This window comes from Aquamicrobium sp. (assembly GCF_023954335.1).
GTDB lineage: Bacteria > Pseudomonadota > Alphaproteobacteria > Rhizobiales > Rhizobiaceae > Aerobium.
This window is the reverse complement of the sequence record NZ_JAMLIE010000003.1, coordinates 347,541-369,966: the sequence shown is the minus strand read 5'-3', so window position 1 is coordinate 369,966 and position 22,426 is coordinate 347,541. Positions and strand designations below refer to the sequence as shown.

Below are 22,426 nucleotides of genomic sequence, written 5' to 3'. Positions count from 1 at the left end.
TGCACCCTTCCATGATCCCGCTTATAGCGTGGACAGGGCGGGGGAGTCGAATGCGGCAGGGCCCGCGCCGCGCGGCCTATTTCGCCAGCACGTCGGCCCATTCGGGGTGGCGCCGGAACTGGGCGGCGGCGAAGGGGCAGAGCGGCAGGATGGTTTTGCCGGCGGCGCGCGCGTCCTCCACCGCCCGCGTCACCAGCTTCGCGCCGATGCCCTGGCCGCGGAAGGCGTCCGGCACGCCGGTATGGTCGATGATGATGCGGCTGTCGCCCGAGCGGGTGAAGGTCATCTCGGCCTCGACCCCCTCAGTGCCGCGCACGACGTAGCGGCCCTTGTGGCCGTTGTCCTCGAACTCGATCTGGAAATTGTCGTTCATCGCTTTCTCCTTCAGTTTTGCCCGGCGAGGCCGGCGAGGAATGCCTGCGCCGACATGATCTCGCTTTCGCGGATCTCGTGGCCGCCGTCGTGCCAGACAAGATCGACCTCGGCGCCGCGTCCGCGCAAGGCGGCGACGAGGCTTTTCGTCAGCTCTGGCGGGCAGATCGGATCGCGCCGGCCAGCCGTCACCAGCACCCGCAGACCGTCCAGCGGCCCGGCATCCGCCGGTTCGAACGGGATCAGCGGATGCATGAGCACGGCGGCGTCGAACAGGCCCGGCCGGGCGAACAGCACCGAGGCGAGGATGTTCGCGCCGTTCGAATAGCCGAGGCCGATCGTCACCGGCGCGGTCGCCGCCTCGCGATGGGCCGTGACGAAGCTGGCCATCTTCCGCGTCGCCCGGTCGAGGTCGTCCCTATCGTAGACGCCCTCGCCCGTGCGGCGGAAATAGCGGGCCGCGCCGTGTTCCGAGACGTCGCCGCGCGGCGCGATCACCGTCGCCTCAGGCATCAGCGCGCGGCCGAGCCCGAGGAACTGCGTCTCGTCGGCCCCGGTGCCGTGGAAGGCGAACAGGAGCGGCCCGCCGGGCACGCCCGGCTCGACGCGATGGATGTAGCTTTCGCGCGCCATGGCCTTCAGTCCCGGATCGGTTCGAGATGGCTCTCGAGGAACGGGCGCAGGTGCTCGTGCTGGCTGGGCAGCTTCAGCGCCTCGCCGAGATGGGCGGTGTCCTCGTCGCGGTCGAAGCCCGGCTCGTTGGTCGAGACCTCGAACAGCACCCCGCCCGGCGTGCGGAAGTAGATGGCGTAGAAATAGTCGCGGTCGATCACCGGCGTCACCTGATAGCCGGTGTCCATCAGCGCCTTGCGCACGTCGAGCTGCCTGTCGCGGTCGTCGACGGCGAAGGCGACGTGATGGACCGAGCCGGCGCCCTGCCGCGCGCGGGCGGCGACGGGCAGCGTCTCGACATCGACGATGCCGGCGCCGTTGCCGCCGCCTTTGACGCGGAAGCGCCGCACCGCGCCGGCCCTGTCGATCTCTTCGTGGTTCATGAAGCCGAGAAGCTCGGCCGTCGCGCCGGCGTCGGCCAGCCGCATCGAGACGGAATGGAAGCCGCGGATGGCGGCGTCGGCGTCGACGCCGTTGCCGGTCCACGGCGCGCGCTCGTCGCCCCGCGTCTCGACGAGCGCGAAGCCGTCGCCGTCCGGCCCGGCAAAGGAAAGGCGCTTCTCGCCGAACAGCGTGCGGCGTTCGAGGCCGGAAACGCCGTGCACGGCGAGGCGCTCCTCCCAGAAGGGGAGCGCGCCGTCCGGCACGGAAAAGGCGGTGACGCCGACCTCGCCGGTGCCGGGGCGGCCGCGCGCGGCATTGGGAAAGGGGAAATAGGTCATCACCGTGCCGGGCGTGCCGGCCTCGTTGGCGTAATAGAGGTGGTAGACGTCGGGCGCGTCGAAATTGACCGTCTTCTTGATGCGCCGCAGGCCGAGCGCGTGGGTGAAGAAGGCGTTGTTCTCGTTGGCGTCACGGGCGAGCGAGGTGACGTGATGAAGCCCCTTGATCTGGTCGAGCATGGCTGCCGCTCCTGTTCCGGTTGCCGCGACGGCGGCGTTCGGTGTCAATGTCGGGCAATGCCGGGGCTCGGAAAAGGCCGCATCCGTGCGAAGGATCGTTCTCTAGATGTGAACGATGAATGACCCATCGTTCAAAAAGGAAAGGCCCGCGCGATGTGCGCGGGCCCTGTCCGGTATCGCCCTTAGCGGGGGATGACGATCAGCTGCTGGTCGCGGCTGTCGGCGAAGGTCGCTGCGTCGTACTCCGGCTGCGCCTCGAGCTGCTCCTTGGTCAGGGGCGTGTAGAGGTGCGTGTCGCCGTCGCCGTCACGCATGAAGGCGAGGTTGTCGAAGTCGAGCGCCACTTCCTTGGCGCCGATGCCGAGGAAGCCGCCGACATCGACGGTCACGGCGTCGACCTGACCGTCGGCCGACAGGATCACGTCGGCGATGGAGCCGACATTCTCGTCGCCCGCGCCGTAGACGGTGGTGCCGATCAGGTCGTCGGCGCGAATCTCGGCAACCGGGACCTCGGTCATGGTCGAGCGGTCGATGGCCGAGGTGCGGGTTTCGTCGGTCGCGGGCGCGGCGGCAGGCGGGGTTGCGGCCGGCTCGTTCTGCGCCGTCATGTCGGTCGCACCGTCGGTGGTGTCGGTCGTCGTATCGGCCGCGGTGTCGGGCATGGCGCCGGTGGCGTTGTCATTGGCCGCGTCCACCGCGGCTTCCGCGTCGGCAGCCTGCTTGGCGGCGTCGAGATCGGTCGAGGTCGCCGGCGTCGTGTTGCCGATCTGCGCGTCGGCCGGCATCGGGCGATAGGCGGCGACATCGAAGTCGGGCAGCGCCTTCAGCGCCTCCGGAGTGGTCTCGATGATAAGATAGCGGCTGCCGTCGCGCTCGGTCCACTGGATGAGGTCGTACTCGATGGCGACGTCCTTCTTGCCGAGGCCGAGGAAGCCGCCGACGCCGATCACCACGGCCTGGGCCGTGCCTTCGGGCGACAGGACGATGTCGCTGATGCTGCCGATGTTCTGGCCGTCGTCACCGGCGCTGGAATAGACCGTCTGGCCGAGGAGGTCGGAGGCGAGATGGCCGTCGGCATGGATCACCTGCGGCGCCGCCTGCTCGACGGGAGCCGTCGGCGCAGGCGCGGTCTGGGCGAAGGACGCGCCCGTCGCGACGAGGGTTGCAATGGCGGTAGTGGCCAGGAGCTTGCGGATCATGTTAGTCTCTCCTTTGTGCATGTTCATTTGCACGGCGCGCTCTGCCGAACTTTTAGCGAGGGGAGGCGGGGCGCGCCTTTCACGCCGGGTCAACGTGACTGTGCGGCTTAGGTTCCCCGGTAAAATTACCGTCGCGGCAGCGGAACCGGGCGGCCGGAGAGGCATTGCGGGGATATCGGGACGGGATTGCGGGCGAAGGCCGCCCGCGCATGCCCGGTCTTCCGATCCATTTCCCGACCGATGCGGAGCACCCGTCCGATGCGCTTTCAGGTGGTTCTGAACAGGGATGGCGGAACGCTGCGCCGCCGCGATGCCGATGCCGTGGCGCGTTCGCTGCGCGAGGCGCTGGAAGCGGCCGGCCATACGGTCTCGGTCGCGGCGGTCGCCGGCGACGGCATGGATGCCGCGCTCGACGAGGCGGCGACCGGCCCGGCCGACATCGTCATGGTCGGCGGCGGCGACGGGACGGTCTCGGCCGCGGCCGCGCGGCTCGCCGGGTCCGACAAGGCGCTGGCGGTCCTGCCGGCCGGCACCATGAACCTTTTCGCGCGCAGCCTCGGCATTCCCGCCGATCTCGACCAGGCGGTCGCCGCCTTTGCGACGGGCGAGGTGCGGGCGGTCGACGTCGCGCAAGCGGACGGGCGCATCTTCGTCCACCAGTTCTCGGTCGGGCTGCATACCAAGCTGATAAGGCTGCGCGAAAAGAAGAGCTTCGGCTCGCGCTACGGCAAGATGATCGCCTCGCTTCAGGCCGGGTTCGCCGCCTTCCTGCGGCCGCCGCGGCTGGCCGCGGCGCTGACGCTGGACGGGCGCGAGATCGTCGTCCGCGCCTCGGGGATCAGCATCACCAACAATCTGCTGGGGGAGGGCTATCGCCTGCCCTATGCCGCACGCCCCGACGGCGGCGTGCTCGGGGTCTATGTCACGCGGGCGCGGCGGCGGCGCGATCTTGCCCTGTTCGCGCTCGGCGCGCTGTTCGGGCGCTGGCGGCGCAACGCCCATGTCGACGTCCATCAGGCGCGGGAGGTAACGCTGCGGCTGGTGGCGCATCATCGCCGCTTCGGCTGTGCCATGGACGGGGAACTCGCGGATCTCGGCACGGAGACGCAGCTGCGCATCCTGCCCGGCGCGCTGAAGGTGCTCGTTCCCGCGCAGGCGAAGGAGCGCGGCTGATCGCGGGCCGAGGCCGCAGAATCTGGAAGAGGACGAAGAGTTAGAGAACTTGCAGGGAGGCGGCGACGATCGCGCCGCCGCTTCCTCCGGCGTTCAGCGGGGATCGTCGTCCCTGCTGCGCGGGGCGTTCTCGCGCCACACGCCGTAGGCGAGGGCGGCGGCGGCCGGGAAGATCAGCGCAAAACCGCGGGCGCGCGAGGCGAGCAGGGTCGGCAGGATCGCAACAGCCGCGGCGCTGGCGATGGCCCGCGCTTCCTCGCGCCGGCGCTTCGCCTCGCGCTTGGCCCGCGAGCTCGCCGCAAGCCGGTCGATGCCGACGAGCAGCAGGGCGAGGACGACGAAGCCGCCGCCGAACCACAGCGCCGCCGGGAACGCGCCGATCTCGCGCGCTGCGGCGATGAAGCCGGCGACGAGCAGGAAGGTTGCGCCGACCAGGACGAAAAGCCCGGCCAGCGCATAGACGAGCGCCGCGCGGCGCGCTCGCGCGACCGCGTCCGAGGCTTCCCCGGAGACGATCGCGGCGACGAGAGAGACGAGCGCCTGCACGGACTACTCCTTGGGTTTTCGCAATTCCGGACGGAAAAGCGCTTCGCACTTTTCCGGAAATTGCCCTAGCGGCGCGAAAGCAACGCGAAGAAGAAGCCGACGCCGGCGGCGATGGCGAGCGAGGTCAGCGGCTTCTCTCGCACCGCGTCGGTGACCTGGCGCTCGATGTCGCCGGCATTGGACTTGAGCGCATACATTGCCTCCTCGCCCTTGACGCGAAGCTGCTCGGCGCCTTCGGTCGCCGCGCGGCGCGCTGCCGACATCGTGTGCTCGCCGGTCTTCGCCAGCTGCTCGGTCAGGCGCGCGACGTCCTCGCGCAGCTGCGCCAGTTCGGCCTCGAGATCGGCGGGAACCGCCTTGTCTTCGGCCTTGCCGGCCTTGCCGCTTGCTGCTGTCGCCATGATGCAAACTCCTGTTGTGTTGCCGTTCGTTTCCGGGCATCAACGCGCGGCCGCGCCGGGGGTTCCCGGCCGCCGCCATGGCCGCCATCATACGGAAAAAACGCCGCCCGGCCATGCAATTATCAATTGTGGTATGCGTTTGTGTATCGATTGCAAGTTGCATTTATATCAAGCGAGATAAATTGTAAGCTGCGTTTATATCAAGTGAGATGACAGGCCCGTCGGGCCGGGCCAAAAGGCCGCTTTTCCAGGAGGGGCTTTGATGCGTGGCGACCTTCCGCTGGCCGGCATGCGGGTTCTCGTCATGGAGGACGAGCATCTGATCGCGATGGATGTGGAGCTGCTGTGCCGCGAGCACGGCGCTGCGGAGGTCGTGCTCGTGCATGCGCTCGACGAGGCGGGCGAGATGCTTGCCGAGGCCGTGCCCGATGCCGGCATCCTCGACGTGGCGCTGGCCGGCCAGCCGACCTTCGGCGTTGCCCGCGAGCTGGCCGCCCGCGGCATCCCGTTCGTGTTCGCCACCGGCCATGCCGATGCGGAAGGGCTGTTCGACGATTTCCCGGACGTCGCGGTGATCGGCAAGCCCTTCGCCGGCGGCGCGCTGATGGAGGCGCTGGCCGCCGCGATCGCCCGGACCGGCCCGGAAGCCGGCGCGCGATCAGGCGGCGCTTGAGCCCATCACCTGCGAGGAGATGGCGTCGGGGCCATAGTCGCCGTCGCCGGAGACCTGAAGGATCTCCTGGAGGCGCGTGCGCGCCCGGCTGACCCGGCTCTTGATGGTTCCGACCGCGCAGCCGCAAATCTCGGCCGCTTCCTCATAAGAGAAGCCCGACGCGCCGATCAGGATGATCGCCTCGCGCTGGTCCTCCGGCAGCGTCTCGAGCGCGGTGCGGAAATCGTCGAGATCCAGCGCACCGTGCTGGCCGGGATGCACCGCCAGCCGCCCGGTGAGGACGCCGTCGCTGTCCTGGACCTCGCGGCCGCGCTTGCGCATCTGCGAATAGAACTCGTTGCGCAGGATGGTGAACACCCACGCTTTCAGGTTGGTGCCGGGCTGGAAGGAGGCCTGCTTGTCCCAGGCCTTGACCAGCGTTTCCTGCACCAGGTCATCCGCCCTGTCGGCATTCTGCGACAGGGAGATGGCAAACGCGCGCAGGCTGGGAATGGCGTCGAGCAAATCCTGCCTGAAGGTCGACCGATCGTCCATCTGAGCTCCCTGGAGTATGGATTCTTATTCCCGGTCGGAAACGGCGGCTGCCGCCGGTCCGGCCGTCTGCTCGCGCTCTTCGAGCTGCTTCAGCAGATCCTGGAACTTGTCCGGCACGGCCTCGGAAATGAGATCGTCGTAATATTGCTTGAGCTTGCGTCCGATCTCGGAATTCGTCCCCAACGGATCGGCGCGGCGGCCCGCTCTGTCAAGACCGCCCGCGGCGGTCGCTCTGGCTGTTTTCATGCTGGTTCTCACGGCCCCCGTTCGCCCGGTCCCTCGCGATGGACACCAGGCTTCAGTCCAATGCGCATTTTCCTTTCTCCGGCAAACGGTTCGGCCGCCGGACGGGGAGTAAACGCCGCCATCGCGAGATTGTTCCGGCGCGACGGAACTTTTTTTTGCCGGCCGCGTTTCGTCTCCTGTTGCATGCCGGCCTTGGGTCGGCTTTTCATGCATCGTCATTGAGGGAGACGCCATATCATGACCTTGTCCACACGGATCGCCCCGCATCTGCCCTATCTCAGGCGCTTCTCTCGCGCGCTGACGGGATCGCAGACCAGCGGCGACGCGCTCGTGGCGGCTACGCTGGAGACCATCATCGCCGATATAAGCGTGTTCCCTTCGCTTTCGAGCGACCGGATCGGGCTTTATCGCGTTTTTGCCAAGCTGTTCACCTCCGTCGGGGTGCGCGTGCCGGAACCGGAGACGCGGCTTGCCTGGGAAAGCCGCGCCGCCGCCAACCTCTCGGCGCTGTCGCCGCTGCCGCGGCAGGCGTTCCTGCTGGTCGCGGTCGAGGGCTTTTCCGAGACCGAAGCCGCCGAGATCCTCGACGTCAGCGACAAGGACTTCACCCGGCTCCTCTCCGAGGCGAGCGAGGAAATCTCGCGGCAGGTGGCGACCGACATCCTCATCATCGAGGACGAGCCGCTGATCGCCATGGACATCGAGCAGCTTGTCGAGAGCCTCGGCCATCGCGTGGTCGGCACCGCCCGCACCCACAAGGAAGCGGTGGCGCTGTTTGCGAAGGCCAATCCCAAGATGGTGCTGGCCGACATCCAGCTCGCCGACGGCTCGTCGGGCATCGACGCGGTCAACGAGATCCTGGCGGGAACGCCGGTGCCGGTGATCTTCATCACCGCCTTCCCAGAGCGGCTCCTGACCGGCGAGCGGCCGGAGCCGGCCTTCCTCGTCACCAAGCCGTTCCATCCCGAGATGGTCAAGGCGCTGATCAGCCAGGCGCTGTTCTTCGACCGGCAGGCGCAGGCGGCGGCCTGACGAAGCATCGCCACGGGCGGCCGGCGGCCTCCGTGGTGCCATGAAATCGGAACGACGGGCCGCCTCTCGGGCGGCCCTTTCCATGGGGCGGCCGGCAGGCCCGGGGCGCACCGGCGAAATGCCGCAGCGGCATGGAACCAACACCTCAAAATTGCGTTTTCAGACATCGTTTCAGTTCATGCCGACCGGAAGGGAGACATACCATGCTCTATTGGGCGCTCGTATTCCTCGTCGTTGCGATCATCGCCGGGGCGCTGGGCTTCGGCGGCATCGCCGGCGCGTCAGCAGGCATCGCGCAGATCCTGTTCTTCATCTTCCTCGCTTTCCTCGTCATCTCGCTGGTGGCCGGTCTGGTCAGGCGGGCGGGGTAGAGCAGGTGGTGTTGCCGCGCCCGGCCCGGTCGGGCGCGCGTGAAAGTCGGAACCTTGCAGCCCCTCACTCTTGGTTCCGTCTCCAGTCGGACAGCCGGGCATGAAGCCTGTCTGTCCGGCGCGGCCATTCCGGAACCCCGCTCACGGAGCCCTTCTCATGGGTCAGGCTTCGTTCACGAATTTCCTCTTATCCTGTCCTGATCCGTCGCGCGCGCGGCGGACGGGACGCGGGGACGATTCGGACCGACACGGGGCGGCCCGGCACGAGGCAACTCGACATGGGGTGGTAAGGTGCAGCTGAGGCGGGGTTTGCTGCGCGCGCTGCGCAACACGGGGATCGTCGTCATCTACCAGACGCCGGACATGCGCGTCCTGTGGGGGCAGAACGTGCCGGAGGAGTGGGCCGACGGCGACATCCTCGGCAGCGAGGACGGCGAATTCCTGCCCGGGCCGATGGCCGCGCGCGTCACCGAGATGCGGGCCGAGGTGCTCGCCTCCGGCCAGCCGGTGAAGCTCGAGTTCCACGAGGGCGTCGAGAGCGGCGGACGCTGGTACGACATGTGGATCGACGCCGACCGCGGCGACGACGACGAGATCGCCGGGGTCGTGACCACCATGGTCGAGATCACCGAGCGCAAGCATCGCGAGCAGACCCTGCGCACGCTGCTGCGCGAGGTGAGCCACCGCTCCAAGAACCTCCTCGCCATCATCCAGAGCATCGCCACGCAGACGGGCCGCCACGCTTCCGGCATCGACAGCTTCCTCGACCGCTTCCGCGGCAGGCTGCATTCGCTCGCCTCCTCGCAGGACCTCGTCACCTCCTCCAACTGGCGCGGCGCGATGCTGAGCGAACTGGTGGAAGGCCAGATCGCGCGCTATCGCGACGAGAGCGACGAGGGCGTGCGCTTCGAAGGCGTCGACGTGCATCTCAATCCCAATGCCGCGCTGCATATCGGGCTGGCGCTGCACGAGCTCGTCGTCAACTCGATGAGCCATGGCGCGCTGGCGCGGCCGGGCGGGCAGGCGCGGCTGACCGCGACGCTCAGCCGCCAGGATGCGGGCGAGGCGCCCGCGCTCGTCCTGACATGGAGCGAGCCCGCCGGCGCCGCCGGCCTGCCCGAACGCAAGGATTTCGCCAGCGTGGCGCTGGAGCGGGTGGTGCCGATGTCGCTCGACGGCACGGCGCGCTTCGACGTCAGCGACGAGCGCCTCGACTACCGGCTGGAAATACCCGCCGCCAATTTCGAAGCCGCCTGAAATGAGAACGCCGGGCTCGCGGCCGGCTTGAAGCCCTTAAAATGAGAAAGCCAGCCTTGCGGCCGGCTTTCTGTGCGGTGTCGATCTGAAATCGCCCGCCCTGGCAACCGTCGCATCCGTTGGGGGGGGGCTTTGGGGTACGAACGTGCGGTCGCCATGACAGAAACACCTGCGGGGCGGAAAGGTTCCCGCGCCCGGCGAAATTTTCGCCTCAGCGTTGCGGGTTGAGCCGCTCGGGCGGGATGCGCACCGTCATCTCACCTTTCCTCGGCTCGAAATAGACGGCCAACGCATACATGGCGCCATAGGCAAGGCCGGCCAGGACGGCCAGTATCGTCAGGAACCTGAACAGTGTCGGCATGCACGCGCCTGTGGTCGTTGTCCTTGCGAGGCCGTGCCGTTATGGGACGGTGGCGCAGCTATTTCAAGGACTACCGTTCGCGGCGCTGCTTGACGCAACCGCGCTTTTCATGTCGATACCGCCGCAAACGAGGCATGGGCGATGACGGACGAGCCATTGACCGGGGAGACCGACGCCGGGGCCGATCGCGCGGGAACGGCCCGCGAGAGGCTGGGCGGGCGCGCCATCGTCTTCGTCGGGCTGATGGGCGCTGGCAAGACCGCCATCGGCAGGCGGCTCGCGCAGATGCTGGACCTGCCTTTCGTCGACAGCGACCACGAGATCGAGGCGGTGTCGCGCATGACCGTGCCCGAGCTCTTCGAGCGCTACGGCGAGCCGGAGTTCCGCGCGCTCGAGCAGCGGGTGATCGGCCGGCTGCTGCGCGAGGGGCCGCGCGTGGTCTCGACCGGCGGCGGTGCCTTCATGAACGCGCAGACGCGCGAGGCGGTGGCCGAGCACGGCGTCTCGATCTGGCTGAAGGCCGGGCTCGACCTCCTGATGGATCGCGTGTCGAAGAACCAGAACCGGCCGCTGCTGAAGGCGCCGATCCCGCGCGGTGTCATGGAGCGGCTGATGGCCGAGCGCTATCCGGTCTACGCGCTCGCCGACATCACCGTCGAGACGCGCGACGCGACGCGCGAGATCATCGCCGAAGAGACGTTCCGGTCGCTGTCCGACCATCTCGAACGCCGGGCCAGGGAAAGGGCGGAGCCATGAGTGCTGCTGAACGACGCATCGAGACCGTCCGTGTCGAACTGGGCGCGCGCGCCTACGACATCCTGATCGGCGACGGCCTGATCGGCGCGGCGGGCCGCGAGATCGCCGCGCGGCTGCCGGGCGCGCGCGCGGCCATCGTCACCGACGAAAACGTCGCCGCGCGCCATGCGGCCGCGCTTGCCGCCAGCCTCGAGGCCGCCGGCATCGCGGCGACGACGATCACCGTCGCGCCCGGCGAGAAGAGCAAAAGCTTTTCCATGCTCGAGGAAGTGGTCGACGCGGTGCTGGCGGCGCGGCTCGAACGGGGCGACGCGGTGATCGCGCTCGGCGGCGGCGTGGTCGGCGATCTCGCGGGGTTCGTCGCCGGCATCGTGCGGCGGGGCATGCGGTTCGTCCAGATGCCGACCTCTCTGCTGGCGCAGGTCGATTCCTCCGTCGGCGGCAAGACCGGCATCAACAGCCCGCGCGGCAAGAACCTCGTCGGCGTCTTCCAGCAGCCGGCGCTGGTCCTGGCCGACACCGGCGCGCTCGACACGCTTCCCGTTCGCGAGTTCCGCGCCGGCTATGCCGAGGTCGCCAAGTACGGGCTGATCGACCGGCCCGATTTCTTCGCCTGGCTGGAGGCGAACTGGCGCGAGGTCTTCGACGGCGGGCCGGCGCGCGCCCACGCCATTGCCGAATCCTGCCGCGCCAAGGCCGCCGTGGTGGCGCGCGACGAATACGAGACCGGCGACCGGGCGCTGCTCAATCTCGGCCATACCTTCGGCCATGCGCTGGAGGCGGCGACGGCTTATGACAGCGCCCGCCTCGTCCATGGCGAGGGCGTCGCCATCGGCATGGCGCTGGCGCACCGCTTCTCGGCGCGCCTCAACCTCGCCAGTCCCGACGACGCTGACCGTGTCGAGGCGCATCTCGCGGCCGTCGGCCTGCCGATATCGACGGGCGAGATTCCCGGCGAGCTGCCGGGGCCGGAGCGGATGCTCGACTATATCGCGCAGGACAAGAAGGTTGCACGCGGGGCACTGACCTTCATCCTGACGCGCGGCATCGGCCGCGCTTTCATCGCAAAGGACGTCGCGTCGTCCGAGGTGCTGGCGTTCCTCAGGACGGCGATGCTGCCGTCCGGCGCGGGATGATCGCGATGGAGGAGCTGGCCCTCGTCCTCCTGCCGCTGGCGGCGGTGCTCGCGCTCGTCGCCTTCCATCGCCCGCTGCTCGCCCTGTTCGGGCTGGAGCTCGCGCCGATCGCGCCGGCGCAGAGCGCCCGCGACGGGCTGCGCGACGCGATCCATCGCGAGGGCGCGGTGGTCAAGCAGGACCGCGACCGCATGGGCGGGCTGCTCGACCTCGCCGAGCTCGAGGTCTGCGACGTCATGGTCCATCGCACCCACATGCGCTCGCTCAATGCCGACGACCCGCCCGAGGCGCTGGTGCGTGAGGTGCTGCAGAGCCCGCACACGCGCATGCCGCTGTGGCGTGGCGAGCCCGACAACATCGTCGGCGTTGTCCATGCCAAGGACCTGTTGCGCGCGCTCAACGAGGCGGCTTACGACTTCTCGCAGATCGACATCGCCAAGCTGGCGGCGCGGCCGTGGTTCGTGCCGGACACGACCACGCTCCAGGACCAGCTGAACGCCTTCCTGCGGCGCAAGGTCCATTTCGCCATCGTCGTCGACGAGTATGGCGAGGTCGAGGGGCTGGTGACGCTGGAGGACATCATCGAGGAGATCGTCGGCGACATCGCCGACGAGCACGACATCGAGGTGCAGGGCGTGCGCCAGGAGGCGGACGGCTCGGTGGTGGTCGACGGCCAGGTGCCGATCCGGGACCTGAACCGCGCGCTCGACTGGACCCTGCCCGACGACGAGGCGACGACCATCGCCGGCCTCGTCATCCACGAGACCCAGTCGATCCCGCGCGAGCGGCAGGCCTTCACCTTCCACGGCAAGCGGTTCATCGTCATGAAGCGCGAGAAGAACCGCATCACCCGCATCCGCATCAGGCCGGCCGAGGCCGGCTGACGCGGGTCTATTTGCGGCTCACCCATGCGCCGGCGCCGTAGCGCTCGCCGGCGAACTTCTCCGGCGCCAGCAGGTCGCCGAGCGCTTCCATCTCTTCGGCCGACAGCGCGATGCGCGCCGCGGCGACGTTCTGCTCCAGATGATCGATCCTGCGCGCGCCGGGGATCGGCACGATGAAATCGCCGCGATGGATGACCCAGGCGAGCGCGAGCTGCGCCGCCGTCGCGCCTTTCTGCGCCGCCATCTCCTCGAGGATCTTCACCAGCGAGGCGTTGGCCGCCATGTTCTGCGCGCTGAAGCGGGGCAGCTTGTGGCGGAAGTCGTCGGCGCCGAAATCCTCCGGCTTCTGGATCTTGCCGGTGAGGAAGCCGCGGCCGAGCGGGCTGAACGGCACGAAGCCGATGCCGAGCTCGCGGCAGGTGTCGAGGATCTCGCCCTCGGGGTTGCGGGTCCACAGCGAATACTCGCTCTGGAGGGCCGAGATCGGGTGGACGGCGTGGGCGCGGCGCAGCGTCTCGGTCCCGACCTCGGAAAGGCCGAGCGCGCGCACCTTGCCCTCGCGGACCAGTTCGGCCATCGCGCCGACCGTGTCCTCGATCGGCACCTCGGGGTCGAGCCGGTGCTGGTAGAGAAGGTCGATGGCCTCGACGCCCAGCCGCTTCAGCGACGCCTCGGCCACGTCCCGCACATGCCCGGGCCGGCTGTCGAGGCCGTTCATCGCCTCGGCGCCTTTCCGCGCCGGATCGAGCCGGAAGCCGAACTTCGTCGCGATCGTCACCTTGTCGCGGAACGGCTTCAGCCCCTTGCCGACGAGGATCTCGTTGGCGAAGGGGCCGTATGCCTCGGCCGTGTCGAAGAAGCTGACGCCGAGCTCGACCGCGCGATGCAGCGTGCGGATCGCGTCGGCCTCGTCCTGCCCGCCATAGCCGTGGCTCATGCCCATGCAGCCGAGCCCGACGGCCGAGACGGTCAGATGAGGGCCGAGCTTGCGTGTCGGAAGGGGTGTCTGTGTCATGGTCGCGTTTCCTTCTACCAGCGCCGCGGCTCACCCGGCGCCGCCGCCTCGATGGCGAAGGCGTGGACCGTGTCGGCAAGTTCGTCGGCGATCAGCGCGTTGATGGCGCGGTGGCGCTCGATCCGGCTCATGCCGGAAAAGGCGTCGGCCACGATGCGCAGCCGAAGGTGCGTCTCGCCCGCGCCGTCGAAATGCTCCTGATGGCCGGCATGGAGGTGGCTCTCGTTGATGACCTCCAGATGCTGCGGCAAAAATGCCGCAGCGAGCTTTTCCTCGATGGTCGCGCGGATGGACAAGGCAGGCTCCTTTCACCATATAGGGCAGGCAGGACGGGACGGGCGGAAGGCTTCCGGCCGGCCCGATTCATGCCCCTGATCTAGGCCGGTGGGCGATGATTCCGCAAAAGTCAATTCTTGTATCGCATCGCGAAGCCCCCATAATCGTCGGCGAGCTTCGCCCCGGAACCCCCGGAACTCCATGAAACCCTATTCGAAATATTTCGAGAAGATCAGGATTCGCCCGGAGGCGGAGACCCAGACGCGCACCGGCGCGCCGGCCTGCCAGTGGGACGGGTGCGAGGGCGCCGGCACCCACCGCGCGCCGGTCGGGCGCATGCGCGAGGGCGAGTATTTCCGCTTCTGCTTCGATCACGTGCGCGAATACAACAAGAACTTCAACTATTTCTCCGGCCTCGCCGACACCGAGGTCGCGCGCTTCCAGAAGGAGGCGCTGACCGGCCACCGGCCGACATGGAAGATGGGCGCCAACGGCCAGACGCGCTCCGCGCCCGATTTCGCCCAGAAGCGGTCCGGGGCGGCCGGCTACTACAACCGCGTGCGCGATCCGTTCGGCATGTTCGGCGACGAGCCGCGCGCCGGGCGCACCCGCGCGCGCAAGCTCAAGACGCTTGAGGCCAAGGCCATGGAAACGCTTGGCCTTGAAATGAATGCGTCTGGCGAAGCCATCAAGGCGCGCTATAAGGAACTGGTCAAGCGCCATCATCCCGACGCCAATGGCGGCGACAGAGGCTCCGAGGAACGCTTCCGCGACGTGCTTCAGGCCTATCGCGTGCTCAAGCAGGCGGGCCTTTGCTAGAGCGTTTCGCAGCCGGGCGGTCCCGTCCGGCGTCGCGATAACGCGGCCGGGGAAACGGGTGGGGGCAGCGGAACGGCATTCGCCAGAATGCCCGCTGCTCCAGCCAAAACAGGTTTGTGTCGGGCGGCGCGTCTGCTAGATACGCCTGCGAATTCTGGGACAATGCCGGCGGAAGACTTGGCTTCCGCATGTGGAGACAGCATGAACAAGGTCGACCGCGACATCGCCAACCTTCCCGACACGACCGTCTCGGTCAAGGAAACCTTCGGTTTCGACACCAACATGGTGGTGCCGGCCTATTCCGCCCCGTCCGAGCACGTGCCGGACATCGACCCGGACTACCTGTTCGACCGGCAGACGACGCTCGCCATCCTCTCGGGCTTCGCCTACAACCGCCGCGTCATGGTCTCGGGCTATCACGGCACCGGCAAGTCGACCCATATCGAGCAGGTGGCGGCGCGGCTGAACTGGCCCTGCGTGCGCATCAACCTCGACAGCCACGTTTCCCGTATCGACCTCGTCGGCAAGGACGCCATCGTCGTCAAGGACGGCATGCAGGTGACGGAGTTCCGCGACGGCATCCTGCCCTGGGCCTACCAGCACAACGTCGCGCTGGTCTTCGACGAGTACGACGCCGGCCGCCCGGACGTGATGTTCGTCATCCAGCGCGTGCTGGAATCGTCGGGCCGGCTGACGCTGCTCGACCAGTCCAGGGTCATCCGCCCGCATCCCGCGTTCCGCCTGTTCGCCACCGCCAACACGGTCGGCCTCGGCGACACGACCGGCCTCTACCACGGCACGCAGCAGATCAACCAGGCGCAGATGGACCGCTGGTCCATCGTCACCACGCTGAACTACCTGCCGCACGACAAGGAAGTCGCGATCATCCTCGCCAAGGCCAAGCACTTCCAGAACGAGAAGGGCCGCGAGATCGTCAACAAGATGGTGCGCGTCGCCGACATGACGCGCTCGGCCTTCATCAACGGCGACCTGTCGACCGTGATGAGCCCGCGCACCGTCATCATGTGGGCCGAGAACGCCGAGATCTTCAACGATGTCGGCTTCGCCTTCCGGCTGACCTTCCTCAACAAGTGCGACGAGCTGGAGCGGGCGGTGGTCGCCGAGTTCTACCAGCGCGCCTTCGGCGAGGAACTGCCGGAAAGCGCCGCCAACATCGCGCTGGGGTAGCGAGCCTTGGCCAAGCCCGGCGACAATGTCCGCGACCGGCCCGTCAAGGGCGGCGACGCCGACGCGTTCAAGCGCGCGGTCACGGTGTGCGTGCGCGCGCTCGCCGGCGACGGCGAGCTGGAGGTCGCCTTCTCGAAGGAGCGGCCAGGCATGGCGGCCGAGCGCGTGCGCCTGCCCGAACTGCCGAAGAAGCCGACGCTCGATGACGTCGCCATCACGCGCGGCCTCGGCGATTCGATGGCGCTGCGCCGGGCGCGTCACGATCCGCGCCTGCATGTGAAGCTCGCGCCCGAGGGGCCGCAGGCCCGCGCCATCTTCGACGCGGTCGAGCAGGCCCGCGTCGAGGCCATCGGCGCCCGCGCCATGGTCGGCGTCGCCGACAATATCGGCCACATGCTGGAGGACCGCTACGCCCGCGCCAACCTTGCCGGCGTCACCGACAGGGCCGACGCGCCGCTGGAGGAGGCGATCTCGCTTCTGGTGCGTGAGCGCCTGACCGGGCGGCCGGCGCCGAAATCGGGCGAGCAGCTCGTCGAGCTGTGGCGCGGCTGGATCGAGGACAAGGCCGGCGCCGACCTCGACGGGCTTTTGGGCTCGCTCGACGACCAGCAGGCCTTCGCCCGCCTCGTGCGCGACATGCTGGTCTCGATGGAGATGGCCGAGGAGCTGGGCGAGGACCAGCAGGACCAGGATCAGGAAGAGGACGACCCCGACCAGCCGCAGGGCGAGGAGAACAGCGAGGACGGCGGCGAGGACGACCAGGGCGCCGAGCCGTCGCAGTCGGAAGAGGCGGACTCCTCGGACGATGACCAGGAAGCGGGCGAGAGCGAGGCTGAGGCGTCGACCGACGACTATGCCGACGACGAGGACCTCGACGCCGAGACCGCCGGCGAGACCAGGCGGCAGGACAACCCATTCTCGAACTTCACCAAGGAGTTCGACTACAAGGTCTTCACCGCCGAGTTCGACGAGATGGTCGGCGCGGAGGAGCTGTGCGACGAGGAGGAGCTCGACCGCCTGCGCGCCTTCCTCGACAAGCAGCTCGCCAATTTGCAGGGCATCGTCGGCCGGCTGGCCAACCGGCTCCAGCGCCGCCTGATGGCGCAGCAGAACCGCTCGTGGGACTTCGACCTCGAGGAGGGCGTGCTCGACAGCGCCCGCCTCGTGCGCGTCGTCATCGACCCGATGCAGCCGCTCTCCTTCAAGTGGGAGCGCGACACGCAGTTCCGCGACACGGTGGTGACGCTGCTGATCGACAATTCCGGCTCGATGCGCGGCCGGCCGATCACGGTGGCGGCGACCTGCGCCGATATCCTCGCGCGCACGCTGGAGCGCTGCGGCGTCTCGGTCGAGATCCTCGGCTTCACCACGCGGGCGTGGAAGGGCGGCCAGTCGCGCGAGAAATGGCTGAAGGAGGGCAAGCCGGCCAATCCCGGCCGGCTCAACGACCTGCGCCACATCGTCTACAAGTCGGCCGACGCGCCGTGGCGGCGCTCGCGGCGCAATCTCGGCCTGATGATGCGCGAGGGGCTGCTCAAGGAGAACATCGACGGCGAGGCACTCCTGTGGGCGCACAACCGGCTGATCGCGCGGCCCGAGCAGCGCAAGATCCTGATGATGATCTCGGACGGCGCGCCGGTCGACGATTCGACCCTTTCGGTCAATCCTGGCAACTATCTCGAGCGGCACCTGCGCGGCGTCATCGACCTGATCGAGACGCGCTCGCCGGTCGAGCTGCTGGCCATCGGCATCGGCCATGACGTGACGCGCTACTATCGTCGCGCCGTCACCATCGTCGACGCCGAGGAACTGGCCGGGGCGATGACCGAGCAGCTCGCCGCGCTGTTCGGCGAGGAGACCCGGCGCGAGTCGCGCCGGGTCGCGGGCCGCCGGTGAGGGCTTTCCTCGCCGCCGTCCTGTTCGCGGCGGGGCTGGTCTTCGCGACAGCGGTGCAGGCGGAAGCGCCGTTCGACGTCCCGGTCGAAAGCCGGCCGATCGCCAATTTCAAACTGGGCTCCGGCGAGACGCGCTTCGGCGTGCTCGAGTTCGTCGGCGGCTTCGAGATGCGCTCGACGGAGCGGCTGTTCGGGCAACTGTCGGCGCTGCGCTTCCTTGAGCCCGGCGGCGCGTTCATCGGCGTCGCCGATCACGGCTACTGGTTCTCCGGCGCGATCACGCGCGACGGCGACGGCGCGCCGCTCGGCGTCACGGATTTCCGCATGCAGGCGATGATCGACCCGGCCGGGCGTCGCCTGCGCGACAAGCGCATGGCCGATGCCGAGGGGCTGGAGGTGAGCGAGGGGATCGCCACCGTCTCCTTCGAGCGCGAGGCGCGCGTCTCCGAGTACAGGCTGGCCCCCGACGGCATCGCCGGCCCGGTGCGCGACGTCGATTTCGTCATCCCGCGCCACGAGCTGCGCAACAATCAGGGGCTGGAAACTGTGGTGCGCGCGCCGCGGGCCGGGCCGCTCAAGGGGGCGCGGATCGTCGTCGCCGAGCGCAGCATCGACGGGAACGGCGACCTCTTCGCCGCCATTATCGAGGGGCCGGGTAAGGGCATCTTCAAGGTGCGGCGCACCGACGGCTTCGACGTCACCGACGGGGTGTTCCTGCCCGATGGAGACCTCGTCCTCCTTGAGCGCCGGCTCTCGCTCGCCGCGGGCGTCGCGATGCGGCTGCGGCGCTTTCCCGGGGAGGCGGTGAAGGCGGGGGCACTGATCGACGGCGAGGTGCTGGCGCAGGCCGACCTCGCCCACCGCATCGACAACATGGAAGGGCTCGACGCGTGGACCCGCGCCGACGGCGCGACCATCCTGTCGATCCTGTCGGACGACAACCAGTCCTTCCTGCAAAGGACGCTCTATCTGGAATTCAGGCTTTTACCCTGATTGCCGGAGTCAGGCGGCGGAGCGTGCCGAGGAGGCGATGACGTCCACGATCCCGTCGACGGCCTGCTCGACCAGGATGCGGTCGTCGGCCTCGGCCATCACCCGGATCAGCGGCTCGGTGCCGGAGGGGCGAATGACGACGCGGCCGTTCCGGCCGAGCTTCGAGCGCCAGTCCTCGATCGCCTGCTTGACGGTCTCGTCCTCCAGCGGCGCGCCGCCGGAGAAACGCACGTTCTTCAGCACCTGCGGCACCGGCTCGAAGCGGCGGCAGACCTCGCTCGCCGGCTTGCCGGCGCGCTTGATGCAGGCCAGCACCTGAAGCGCCGAGACCAGCCCGTCGCCGGTGGTCGAGAAGTCGGACAGCACGATGTGGCCCGACTGCTCGCCGCCGACGTTGAAGCCGCCCTCGCGCATGCGCTCGACCACGTAGCGGTCGCCGACCTTGGTGCGCTCCAGCGACAGGCCGAGGCCGGCCATGTGGCGCTCCAGCCCGAGGTTGGACATGATGGTGGCGACCAGCCCGCCGCCGCTCAGGCGGCCGTTCTGCTGCCAGGATTCGGCGATCAGCGCCATGACCTGGTCACCGTCGACGACCGTGCCGGTCTCGTCGACGATGGTGACGCGGTCGCCGTCGCCGTCGAGGGCGATGCCGACGTCGGCGCGCACCTCGTGGACCTTCTTGGCGAGGCCGAGCGGGTGGGTTGAGCCGCAATCCTCGTTGATGTTGAGGCCGTTCGGCTCGTTGTTGATGGTGATGACCTCGGCGCCGAGCTCCCACAGGGCGGCAGGCGCCACCTTGTAGGCGGCGCCGTTGGCGCAGTCGACCACGATGCGCAGGCCCGAAAGCGACATCGAGCGCGACAGCGTGCGCTTGGCGAACTCGACATAGCGGTCGTGGACGCCGTCGATGCGCTTGGCGCGGCCGAGGGCCTCGGCGTCGGCGAGCGCGATGTCGACGTCGCGGTCGAGGAGCTGCTCGATGCGCCGCTCGATCTCGTCGCTGAGCTTGTAGCCGTCGGGGCCGAACAGCTTGATGCCGTTGTCGTAATAGGGGTTGTGCGAGGCGGAGATCATCACACCGATGTCGGCGCGTAGCGAGCGCACCAGCATGGCGACGCCGGGCGTCGGGATCGGGCCGAGCAGGAAGACGTCCATGCCGGCGGCGCAGAAGCCGGCGACCATGGCGTTCTCGATCATGTAGCCGGAAAGCCGCGTGTCCTTGCCGAGGACGACGCGATGGCGGTGGCTGCCGCGCTGGAAGGACATGCCCACGGCCATGCCGACGCGCAAGGCGACTTCCGCGGTCATCGGATAGCGGTTGGCCCGTCCCCGGATGCCGTCGGTCCCGAAATATTTCCTGCTCATCGTGACAGCTCTGTTCCCGTCGCCCGACTGAGAAATGCCATAGATAATCGAAGGTATGGCATCACAATGTATAAGCAAATGTTACGCCGGACCGGGTTTTTGCCGTTGTATCCGGGCGAAATCGTGCCGCGATGCTTTGCGCGGCTGCGCCTTGGTGGAGAAACGCCGCCGCCCGGAGGGCGACGGCGGAAGATAAAGGCGTGGTTGGCACGGCGGCGCGGCCGGCATGAACCGCCTGCCGGCCCTCCGCTACGGCTCCGGGCGTTCGCCGCTCGAAAAGCCAAATCGTTGGCTTTTCACCGCTGCGCGGACCACTCCTCACCCCTGAGGCTGCGGCTCCATGCCGGCGTCGGGCTCCTCGCCGCCCTTCTTGCGGTCCTCGTGGCGCGGGCCGGCCTTGGGCACGGTCGAGCCGCGGCTGGGCGGGGTGTCGTCGCCGAGGTCGCGCGAGGGCTTCTGGCCGGCGATGATCTGCTTGATCTCGTCGCCGCTGAGCGTCTCGTATTCGAGCAGCCCCTCGGCGATGGCGATCCACTCCTTCTTCTTCTCGGTCAGGATCTTGCGCGCGCCCTGATAGGCCTCCTCGATCAGGCGGCGTACCTCGGCGTCGATGATCTGGGCGGTCTCTTCCGAGACGTTCTGCTGGCGGGCGACCGAGTGGCCGAGAAAGACCTCTTCCTGGTTCTCGCCATAGGCGACCTGGCCGAGCTTGTCCGAGAAGCCCCAGCGCGTGACCATGGCCCGGGCCAGCTTGGTGGCCTGATCGATGTCGGAGGCCGCGCCGGAGGTGATGTTCTCCTTGCCGAACTTCAGCTCTTCGGCGACGCGCCCGCCCATCATGATGATCAGGCGCGAGATCATGTATTTGTAGCTCATCGAGTAGCGGTCGCCCTCGGGGAGCTGCATGACCATGCCGAGCGCGCGGCCGCGCGGGATGATGGTGGCCTTGTGCAGCGGGTCGGCGGCCTGCACGTTGAGCGCGGTGATGGCGTGGCCGGCCTCGTGATAGGCGGTCAGCTCCTTCTCGGCCTGCGTCATGGCGTTGGAGCGGCGCTCCGCGCCCATCATGATCTTGTCCTTGGCGTCCTCGAACTCCTGCATGGTGACGAGGCGCTTGTTGCGCCGCGCTGCCATCAGCGCCGCCTCGTTGACGAGGTTCATCAGATCGGCGCCGGAGAAGCCGGGCGTACCGCGCGCCAGTACCTTCAGGTCGACGTTCGGGGCCAGCGGCACGTTGCGGACATGCACCTTCAGGATCTTCTCGCGCCCGACGATGTCCGGGTTCGGCACCACGACCTGGCGGTCGAAGCGGCCGGGGCGCAGCAAGGCGGGGTCGAGCACGTCGGGCCGGTTGGTGGCGGCGATGAGGATGATGCCCTCGTTGGCCTCGAAGCCGTCCATCTCGACGAGGAGCTGGTTCAGCGTCTGCTCGCGCTCGTCGTTGCCGCCGCCGAGGCCGGCGCCGCGATGGCGGCCGACCGCGTCGATCTCGTCGATGAAGATGATGCAGGGCGCGTTCTTCTTGGCCTGCTCGAACATGTCGCGCACGCGGGACGCGCCGACGCCGACGAACATCTCGACGAAGTCGGAGCCGGAGATGGTGAAGAACGGCACGTTGGCCTCGCCGGCGACGGAGCGGGCGAGCAGCGTCTTGCCGGTTCCGGGAGGGCCGACGAGCAGCACGCCGCGCGGGATCTTGCCGCCGAGGCGCTGGAACTTCTGCGGGTCGCGCAGGAACTCGACGATCTCCTCGAGGTCCTGCTTGGCCTCGTCGACGCCGGCGACGTCGGCGAAGGTGACGCGGCCGTGCGCCTCGGTCAGCAGCTTGGCCTTGGACTTGCCGAAACCCATGGCGCGGCCGGAGCCGGACTGCATCTGGCGCATGAAGAAGATCCACACGCCGAGGATGAGGATCATCGGCAGCCAGGAAATCAGGTAGCCGAACAGCGAATTGGAGCCGTCGGTCTCGGGCCGGGCGTTGATGGTGACGCCCTTTTCCTCCAGCCGCTGGACCAGCGTCGGGTCGCCCGGCGAATAGGTCTGGAACCCGCCGCTGGCCTCGCCATAGGTGCCGCTGATGCGGCTGCCGGCGATGGTCACGGTATGGATGCGGCCGGCGTCCACCTCGCGCAGGAATTCCGAATAGGGGATGTCGCGCGCCATGCCGCGCTGCTGCGGCGCCTGGAACAGGTTGAAGAGCGCGATCAGGAGGACGGCGATGATCGCCCAGAGCGCGAGGTTTCGGTAGTTCGGATTCATCGTGTTTCCCGTTGGCGCCCGGGGGAATTCTGTCCTTGCCGGGGCGCGGCTTTCCGAATGTGCGAGGTGCGGTCCCTAACATAGGCAGCCCATGGGGTCTT

The 22,426-nt window shown here is 68.4% G+C and carries 25 protein-coding genes; 12 read left to right on the top strand and 13 right to left on the bottom strand.

The window, feature by feature from the left end:
* Positions 1-76: 76 nt before the first annotated feature.
* The 4 genes from M9945_RS19235 to M9945_RS19220 all read right to left on the bottom strand — a co-directional run bounded on the left by M9945_RS19235 (position 77) and on the right by M9945_RS19220 (position 3,145).
* The gene (locus M9945_RS19235; RefSeq protein WP_367945832.1) at positions 77-373 is read right to left on the bottom strand and encodes a GNAT family N-acetyltransferase; all 297 of its coding nucleotides are present in this window, start codon (positions 371-373) and stop codon (positions 77-79) included.
* Positions 374-384: 11 nt separating this feature from the next.
* Complete coding sequence (locus M9945_RS19230; RefSeq protein ID WP_367945831.1) at positions 385-1,005, bottom strand: alpha/beta hydrolase; 621 nt, start codon at positions 1,003-1,005, stop codon at positions 385-387.
* Positions 1,006-1,010: 5 nt separating this feature from the next.
* Positions 1,011-1,946 carry a VOC family protein gene (locus M9945_RS19225; protein ID WP_367945830.1) on the bottom strand — a complete coding sequence of 312 codons (936 nt, stop codon included), beginning with the start codon at positions 1,944-1,946 and terminating at the stop codon, positions 1,011-1,013.
* Between the two features lie 182 nt (positions 1,947-2,128).
* On the bottom strand, positions 2,129-3,145 hold the full coding sequence (locus M9945_RS19220; protein ID WP_367945829.1) for a PRC-barrel domain-containing protein: 1,017 nt from the start codon (positions 3,143-3,145) through the stop codon (positions 2,129-2,131).
* 258 nt (positions 3,146-3,403) lie between these two features.
* Between M9945_RS19220 and M9945_RS19215 the strand changes: the two genes are divergently transcribed.
* Positions 3,404-4,318 carry a diacylglycerol kinase family protein gene (locus tag M9945_RS19215; RefSeq protein ID WP_367945828.1) on the top strand — a complete coding sequence of 305 codons (915 nt, stop codon included), beginning with the start codon at positions 3,404-3,406 and terminating at the stop codon, positions 4,316-4,318.
* 93 nt (positions 4,319-4,411) lie between these two features.
* Here the strand turns inward: M9945_RS19215 and M9945_RS19210 are convergent, their stop codons facing one another.
* Both M9945_RS19210 and M9945_RS19205 read right to left on the bottom strand, forming a co-directional pair.
* Entirely contained in the window at positions 4,412-4,864 is a 453-nt protein-coding gene (locus M9945_RS19210; protein WP_367945827.1) for a hypothetical protein, read from the bottom strand.
* Positions 4,865-4,929: 65 nt separating this feature from the next.
* Entirely contained in the window at positions 4,930-5,265 is a 336-nt protein-coding gene (locus tag M9945_RS19205; protein ID WP_367931488.1) for a YqjD family protein, read from the bottom strand.
* 262 nt (positions 5,266-5,527) lie between these two features.
* Here M9945_RS19205 and M9945_RS19200 point away from each other — a divergent pair, with 262 nt between their 5' ends.
* On the top strand, positions 5,528-5,938 hold the full coding sequence (locus M9945_RS19200) for a response regulator (RefSeq protein ID WP_367931487.1): 411 nt from the start codon (positions 5,528-5,530) through the stop codon (positions 5,936-5,938).
* Here M9945_RS19200 and M9945_RS19195 read toward each other — a convergent pair.
* The gene (locus M9945_RS19195; RefSeq protein WP_367931486.1) at positions 5,924-6,472 is read right to left on the bottom strand and encodes a sigma-70 family RNA polymerase sigma factor; all 549 of its coding nucleotides are present in this window, start codon (positions 6,470-6,472) and stop codon (positions 5,924-5,926) included. The genes M9945_RS19200 and M9945_RS19195 overlap by 15 nt on opposite strands.
* A 24-nt stretch (positions 6,473-6,496) precedes the next feature.
* A complete protein-coding gene (locus tag M9945_RS19190) occupies positions 6,497-6,718 on the bottom strand; it encodes a NepR family anti-sigma factor (RefSeq protein WP_367931499.1) in 222 nt (73 codons plus the stop codon).
* A gap of 237 nt (positions 6,719-6,955) precedes the next feature.
* Here M9945_RS19190 and M9945_RS19185 point away from each other — a divergent pair, with 237 nt between their 5' ends.
* From M9945_RS19185 to M9945_RS19175, 3 genes are all read left to right on the top strand, one after another.
* Entirely contained in the window at positions 6,956-7,750 is a 795-nt protein-coding gene (locus M9945_RS19185; RefSeq protein WP_367931485.1) for a response regulator, read from the top strand.
* A 203-nt stretch (positions 7,751-7,953) separates the two neighbouring features.
* On the top strand, positions 7,954-8,121 hold the full coding sequence (locus tag M9945_RS19180; protein WP_367931484.1) for a DUF1328 domain-containing protein: 168 nt from the start codon (positions 7,954-7,956) through the stop codon (positions 8,119-8,121).
* 291 nt (positions 8,122-8,412) lie between these two features.
* Positions 8,413-9,378, top strand: a complete 966-nt coding sequence (locus M9945_RS19175) for a sensor histidine kinase (RefSeq protein WP_367931483.1) — start codon at positions 8,413-8,415, stop codon at positions 9,376-9,378.
* Positions 9,379-9,589: 211 nt separating this feature from the next.
* On the opposite strand, the gene M9945_RS19170 is transcribed toward M9945_RS19175, so the two are convergent.
* A complete protein-coding gene (locus M9945_RS19170) occupies positions 9,590-9,739 on the bottom strand; it encodes a histidine kinase (protein WP_367945826.1) in 150 nt (49 codons plus the stop codon).
* Between the two features lie 141 nt (positions 9,740-9,880).
* Between M9945_RS19170 and M9945_RS19165 the strand changes: the two genes are divergently transcribed.
* Genes M9945_RS19165 through M9945_RS19155 form a run of 3 tightly spaced genes read left to right on the top strand, consistent with a single transcriptional unit; the run spans position 9,881 to position 12,515 of the window.
* Positions 9,881-10,495, top strand: coding sequence for a shikimate kinase (locus M9945_RS19165; RefSeq protein WP_367945825.1), 615 nt, complete (start codon positions 9,881-9,883; stop codon positions 10,493-10,495).
* Positions 10,492-11,631: a 3-dehydroquinate synthase gene (gene aroB / locus M9945_RS19160; RefSeq protein WP_367945824.1), complete on the top strand. Its 1,140-nt coding sequence runs from the start codon at positions 10,492-10,494 to the stop codon at positions 11,629-11,631. Before M9945_RS19165 ends, aroB begins: the two co-directional genes overlap by 4 nt.
* Before the next feature lie 5 nt (positions 11,632-11,636).
* A complete protein-coding gene (locus M9945_RS19155; protein ID WP_367945823.1) occupies positions 11,637-12,515 on the top strand; it encodes an HlyC/CorC family transporter in 879 nt (292 codons plus the stop codon).
* Positions 12,516-12,522: 7 nt separating this feature from the next.
* On the opposite strand, the gene M9945_RS19150 is transcribed toward M9945_RS19155, so the two are convergent.
* Positions 12,523-13,530 carry an aldo/keto reductase gene (locus tag M9945_RS19150; RefSeq protein ID WP_367945822.1) on the bottom strand — a complete coding sequence of 336 codons (1,008 nt, stop codon included), beginning with the start codon at positions 13,528-13,530 and terminating at the stop codon, positions 12,523-12,525.
* Between the two features lie 14 nt (positions 13,531-13,544).
* Positions 13,545-13,826, bottom strand: a complete 282-nt coding sequence (locus M9945_RS19145; RefSeq protein ID WP_367945821.1) for a BolA family protein — start codon at positions 13,824-13,826, stop codon at positions 13,545-13,547.
* A gap of 181 nt (positions 13,827-14,007) precedes the next feature.
* Here M9945_RS19145 and M9945_RS19140 point away from each other — a divergent pair, with 181 nt between their 5' ends.
* From M9945_RS19140 to M9945_RS19125, 4 genes are all read left to right on the top strand, one after another.
* Positions 14,008-14,625 carry a J domain-containing protein gene (locus M9945_RS19140; RefSeq protein ID WP_367931827.1) on the top strand — a complete coding sequence of 206 codons (618 nt, stop codon included), beginning with the start codon at positions 14,008-14,010 and terminating at the stop codon, positions 14,623-14,625.
* 201 nt (positions 14,626-14,826) lie between these two features.
* Entirely contained in the window at positions 14,827-15,813 is a 987-nt protein-coding gene (gene cobS, locus M9945_RS19135) for a cobaltochelatase subunit CobS (protein ID WP_367945820.1), read from the top strand.
* Positions 15,814-15,819: 6 nt separating this feature from the next.
* Entirely contained in the window at positions 15,820-17,709 is a 1,890-nt protein-coding gene (gene cobT, locus M9945_RS19130) for a cobaltochelatase subunit CobT (protein WP_367945819.1), read from the top strand.
* Positions 17,706-18,701, top strand: a complete 996-nt coding sequence (locus M9945_RS19125) for an esterase-like activity of phytase family protein (protein ID WP_367945818.1) — start codon at positions 17,706-17,708, stop codon at positions 18,699-18,701. Before cobT ends, M9945_RS19125 begins: the two co-directional genes overlap by 4 nt.
* A 9-nt stretch (positions 18,702-18,710) precedes the next feature.
* Here M9945_RS19125 and glmM read toward each other — a convergent pair whose 3' ends face one another.
* Together glmM and ftsH are read right to left on the bottom strand one after the other, a co-directional pair.
* Positions 18,711-20,066 (bottom strand): phosphoglucosamine mutase, encoded by a 1,356-nt coding sequence (glmM, locus tag M9945_RS19120; RefSeq protein WP_367930549.1) that lies wholly within the window; start codon positions 20,064-20,066, stop codon positions 18,711-18,713.
* 318 nt (positions 20,067-20,384) lie between these two features.
* A complete protein-coding gene (gene ftsH / locus M9945_RS19115; RefSeq protein ID WP_367930550.1) occupies positions 20,385-22,325 on the bottom strand; it encodes an ATP-dependent zinc metalloprotease FtsH in 1,941 nt (646 codons plus the stop codon).
* Between the last annotated feature and the right edge of the window lie 101 nt (positions 22,326-22,426).

Excerpts from the sequence above, each read along its gene's own strand:
- M9945_RS19235 (WP_367945832.1), bottom strand. The coding sequence starts at position 373 with ATGAACGACAATTTCCAGATCGAGTTCGAGGACAACGGCCACAAGGGC.
- M9945_RS19230 (WP_367945831.1), bottom strand. The coding sequence starts at position 1,005 with ATGGCGCGCGAAAGCTACATCCATCGCGTCGAGCCGGGCGTGCCCGGC.
- M9945_RS19225 (WP_367945830.1), bottom strand. The coding sequence starts at position 1,946 with ATGCTCGACCAGATCAAGGGGCTTCATCACGTCACCTCGCTCGCCCGT.
- M9945_RS19220 (WP_367945829.1), bottom strand. The coding sequence starts at position 3,145 with ATGATCCGCAAGCTCCTGGCCACTACCGCCATTGCAACCCTCGTCGCG.
- M9945_RS19215 (WP_367945828.1), top strand. The coding sequence starts at position 3,404 with ATGCGCTTTCAGGTGGTTCTGAACAGGGATGGCGGAACGCTGCGCCGC.
- M9945_RS19205 (WP_367931488.1), bottom strand. The coding sequence starts at position 5,265 with ATGGCGACAGCAGCAAGCGGCAAGGCCGGCAAGGCCGAAGACAAGGCG.
- M9945_RS19200 (WP_367931487.1), top strand. The coding sequence starts at position 5,528 with ATGCGTGGCGACCTTCCGCTGGCCGGCATGCGGGTTCTCGTCATGGAG.
- M9945_RS19195 (WP_367931486.1), bottom strand. The coding sequence starts at position 6,472 with ATGGACGATCGGTCGACCTTCAGGCAGGATTTGCTCGACGCCATTCCC.
- M9945_RS19190 (WP_367931499.1), bottom strand. The coding sequence starts at position 6,718 with ATGAAAACAGCCAGAGCGACCGCCGCGGGCGGTCTTGACAGAGCGGGC.
- M9945_RS19185 (WP_367931485.1), top strand. The coding sequence starts at position 6,956 with ATGACCTTGTCCACACGGATCGCCCCGCATCTGCCCTATCTCAGGCGC.
- M9945_RS19180 (WP_367931484.1), top strand. The coding sequence starts at position 7,954 with ATGCTCTATTGGGCGCTCGTATTCCTCGTCGTTGCGATCATCGCCGGG.
- M9945_RS19170 (WP_367945826.1), bottom strand. The coding sequence starts at position 9,739 with ATGCCGACACTGTTCAGGTTCCTGACGATACTGGCCGTCCTGGCCGGC.
- M9945_RS19165 (WP_367945825.1), top strand. The coding sequence starts at position 9,881 with ATGACGGACGAGCCATTGACCGGGGAGACCGACGCCGGGGCCGATCGC.
- aroB (WP_367945824.1), top strand. The coding sequence starts at position 10,492 with ATGAGTGCTGCTGAACGACGCATCGAGACCGTCCGTGTCGAACTGGGC.
- M9945_RS19155 (WP_367945823.1), top strand. The coding sequence starts at position 11,637 with ATGGAGGAGCTGGCCCTCGTCCTCCTGCCGCTGGCGGCGGTGCTCGCG.
- M9945_RS19150 (WP_367945822.1), bottom strand. The coding sequence starts at position 13,530 with ATGACACAGACACCCCTTCCGACACGCAAGCTCGGCCCTCATCTGACC.
- M9945_RS19140 (WP_367931827.1), top strand. The coding sequence starts at position 14,008 with ATGAAACCCTATTCGAAATATTTCGAGAAGATCAGGATTCGCCCGGAG.
- cobS (WP_367945820.1), top strand. The coding sequence starts at position 14,827 with ATGAACAAGGTCGACCGCGACATCGCCAACCTTCCCGACACGACCGTC.
- glmM (WP_367930549.1), bottom strand. The coding sequence starts at position 20,066 with ATGAGCAGGAAATATTTCGGGACCGACGGCATCCGGGGACGGGCCAAC.
- ftsH (WP_367930550.1), bottom strand. The coding sequence starts at position 22,325 with ATGAATCCGAACTACCGAAACCTCGCGCTCTGGGCGATCATCGCCGTC.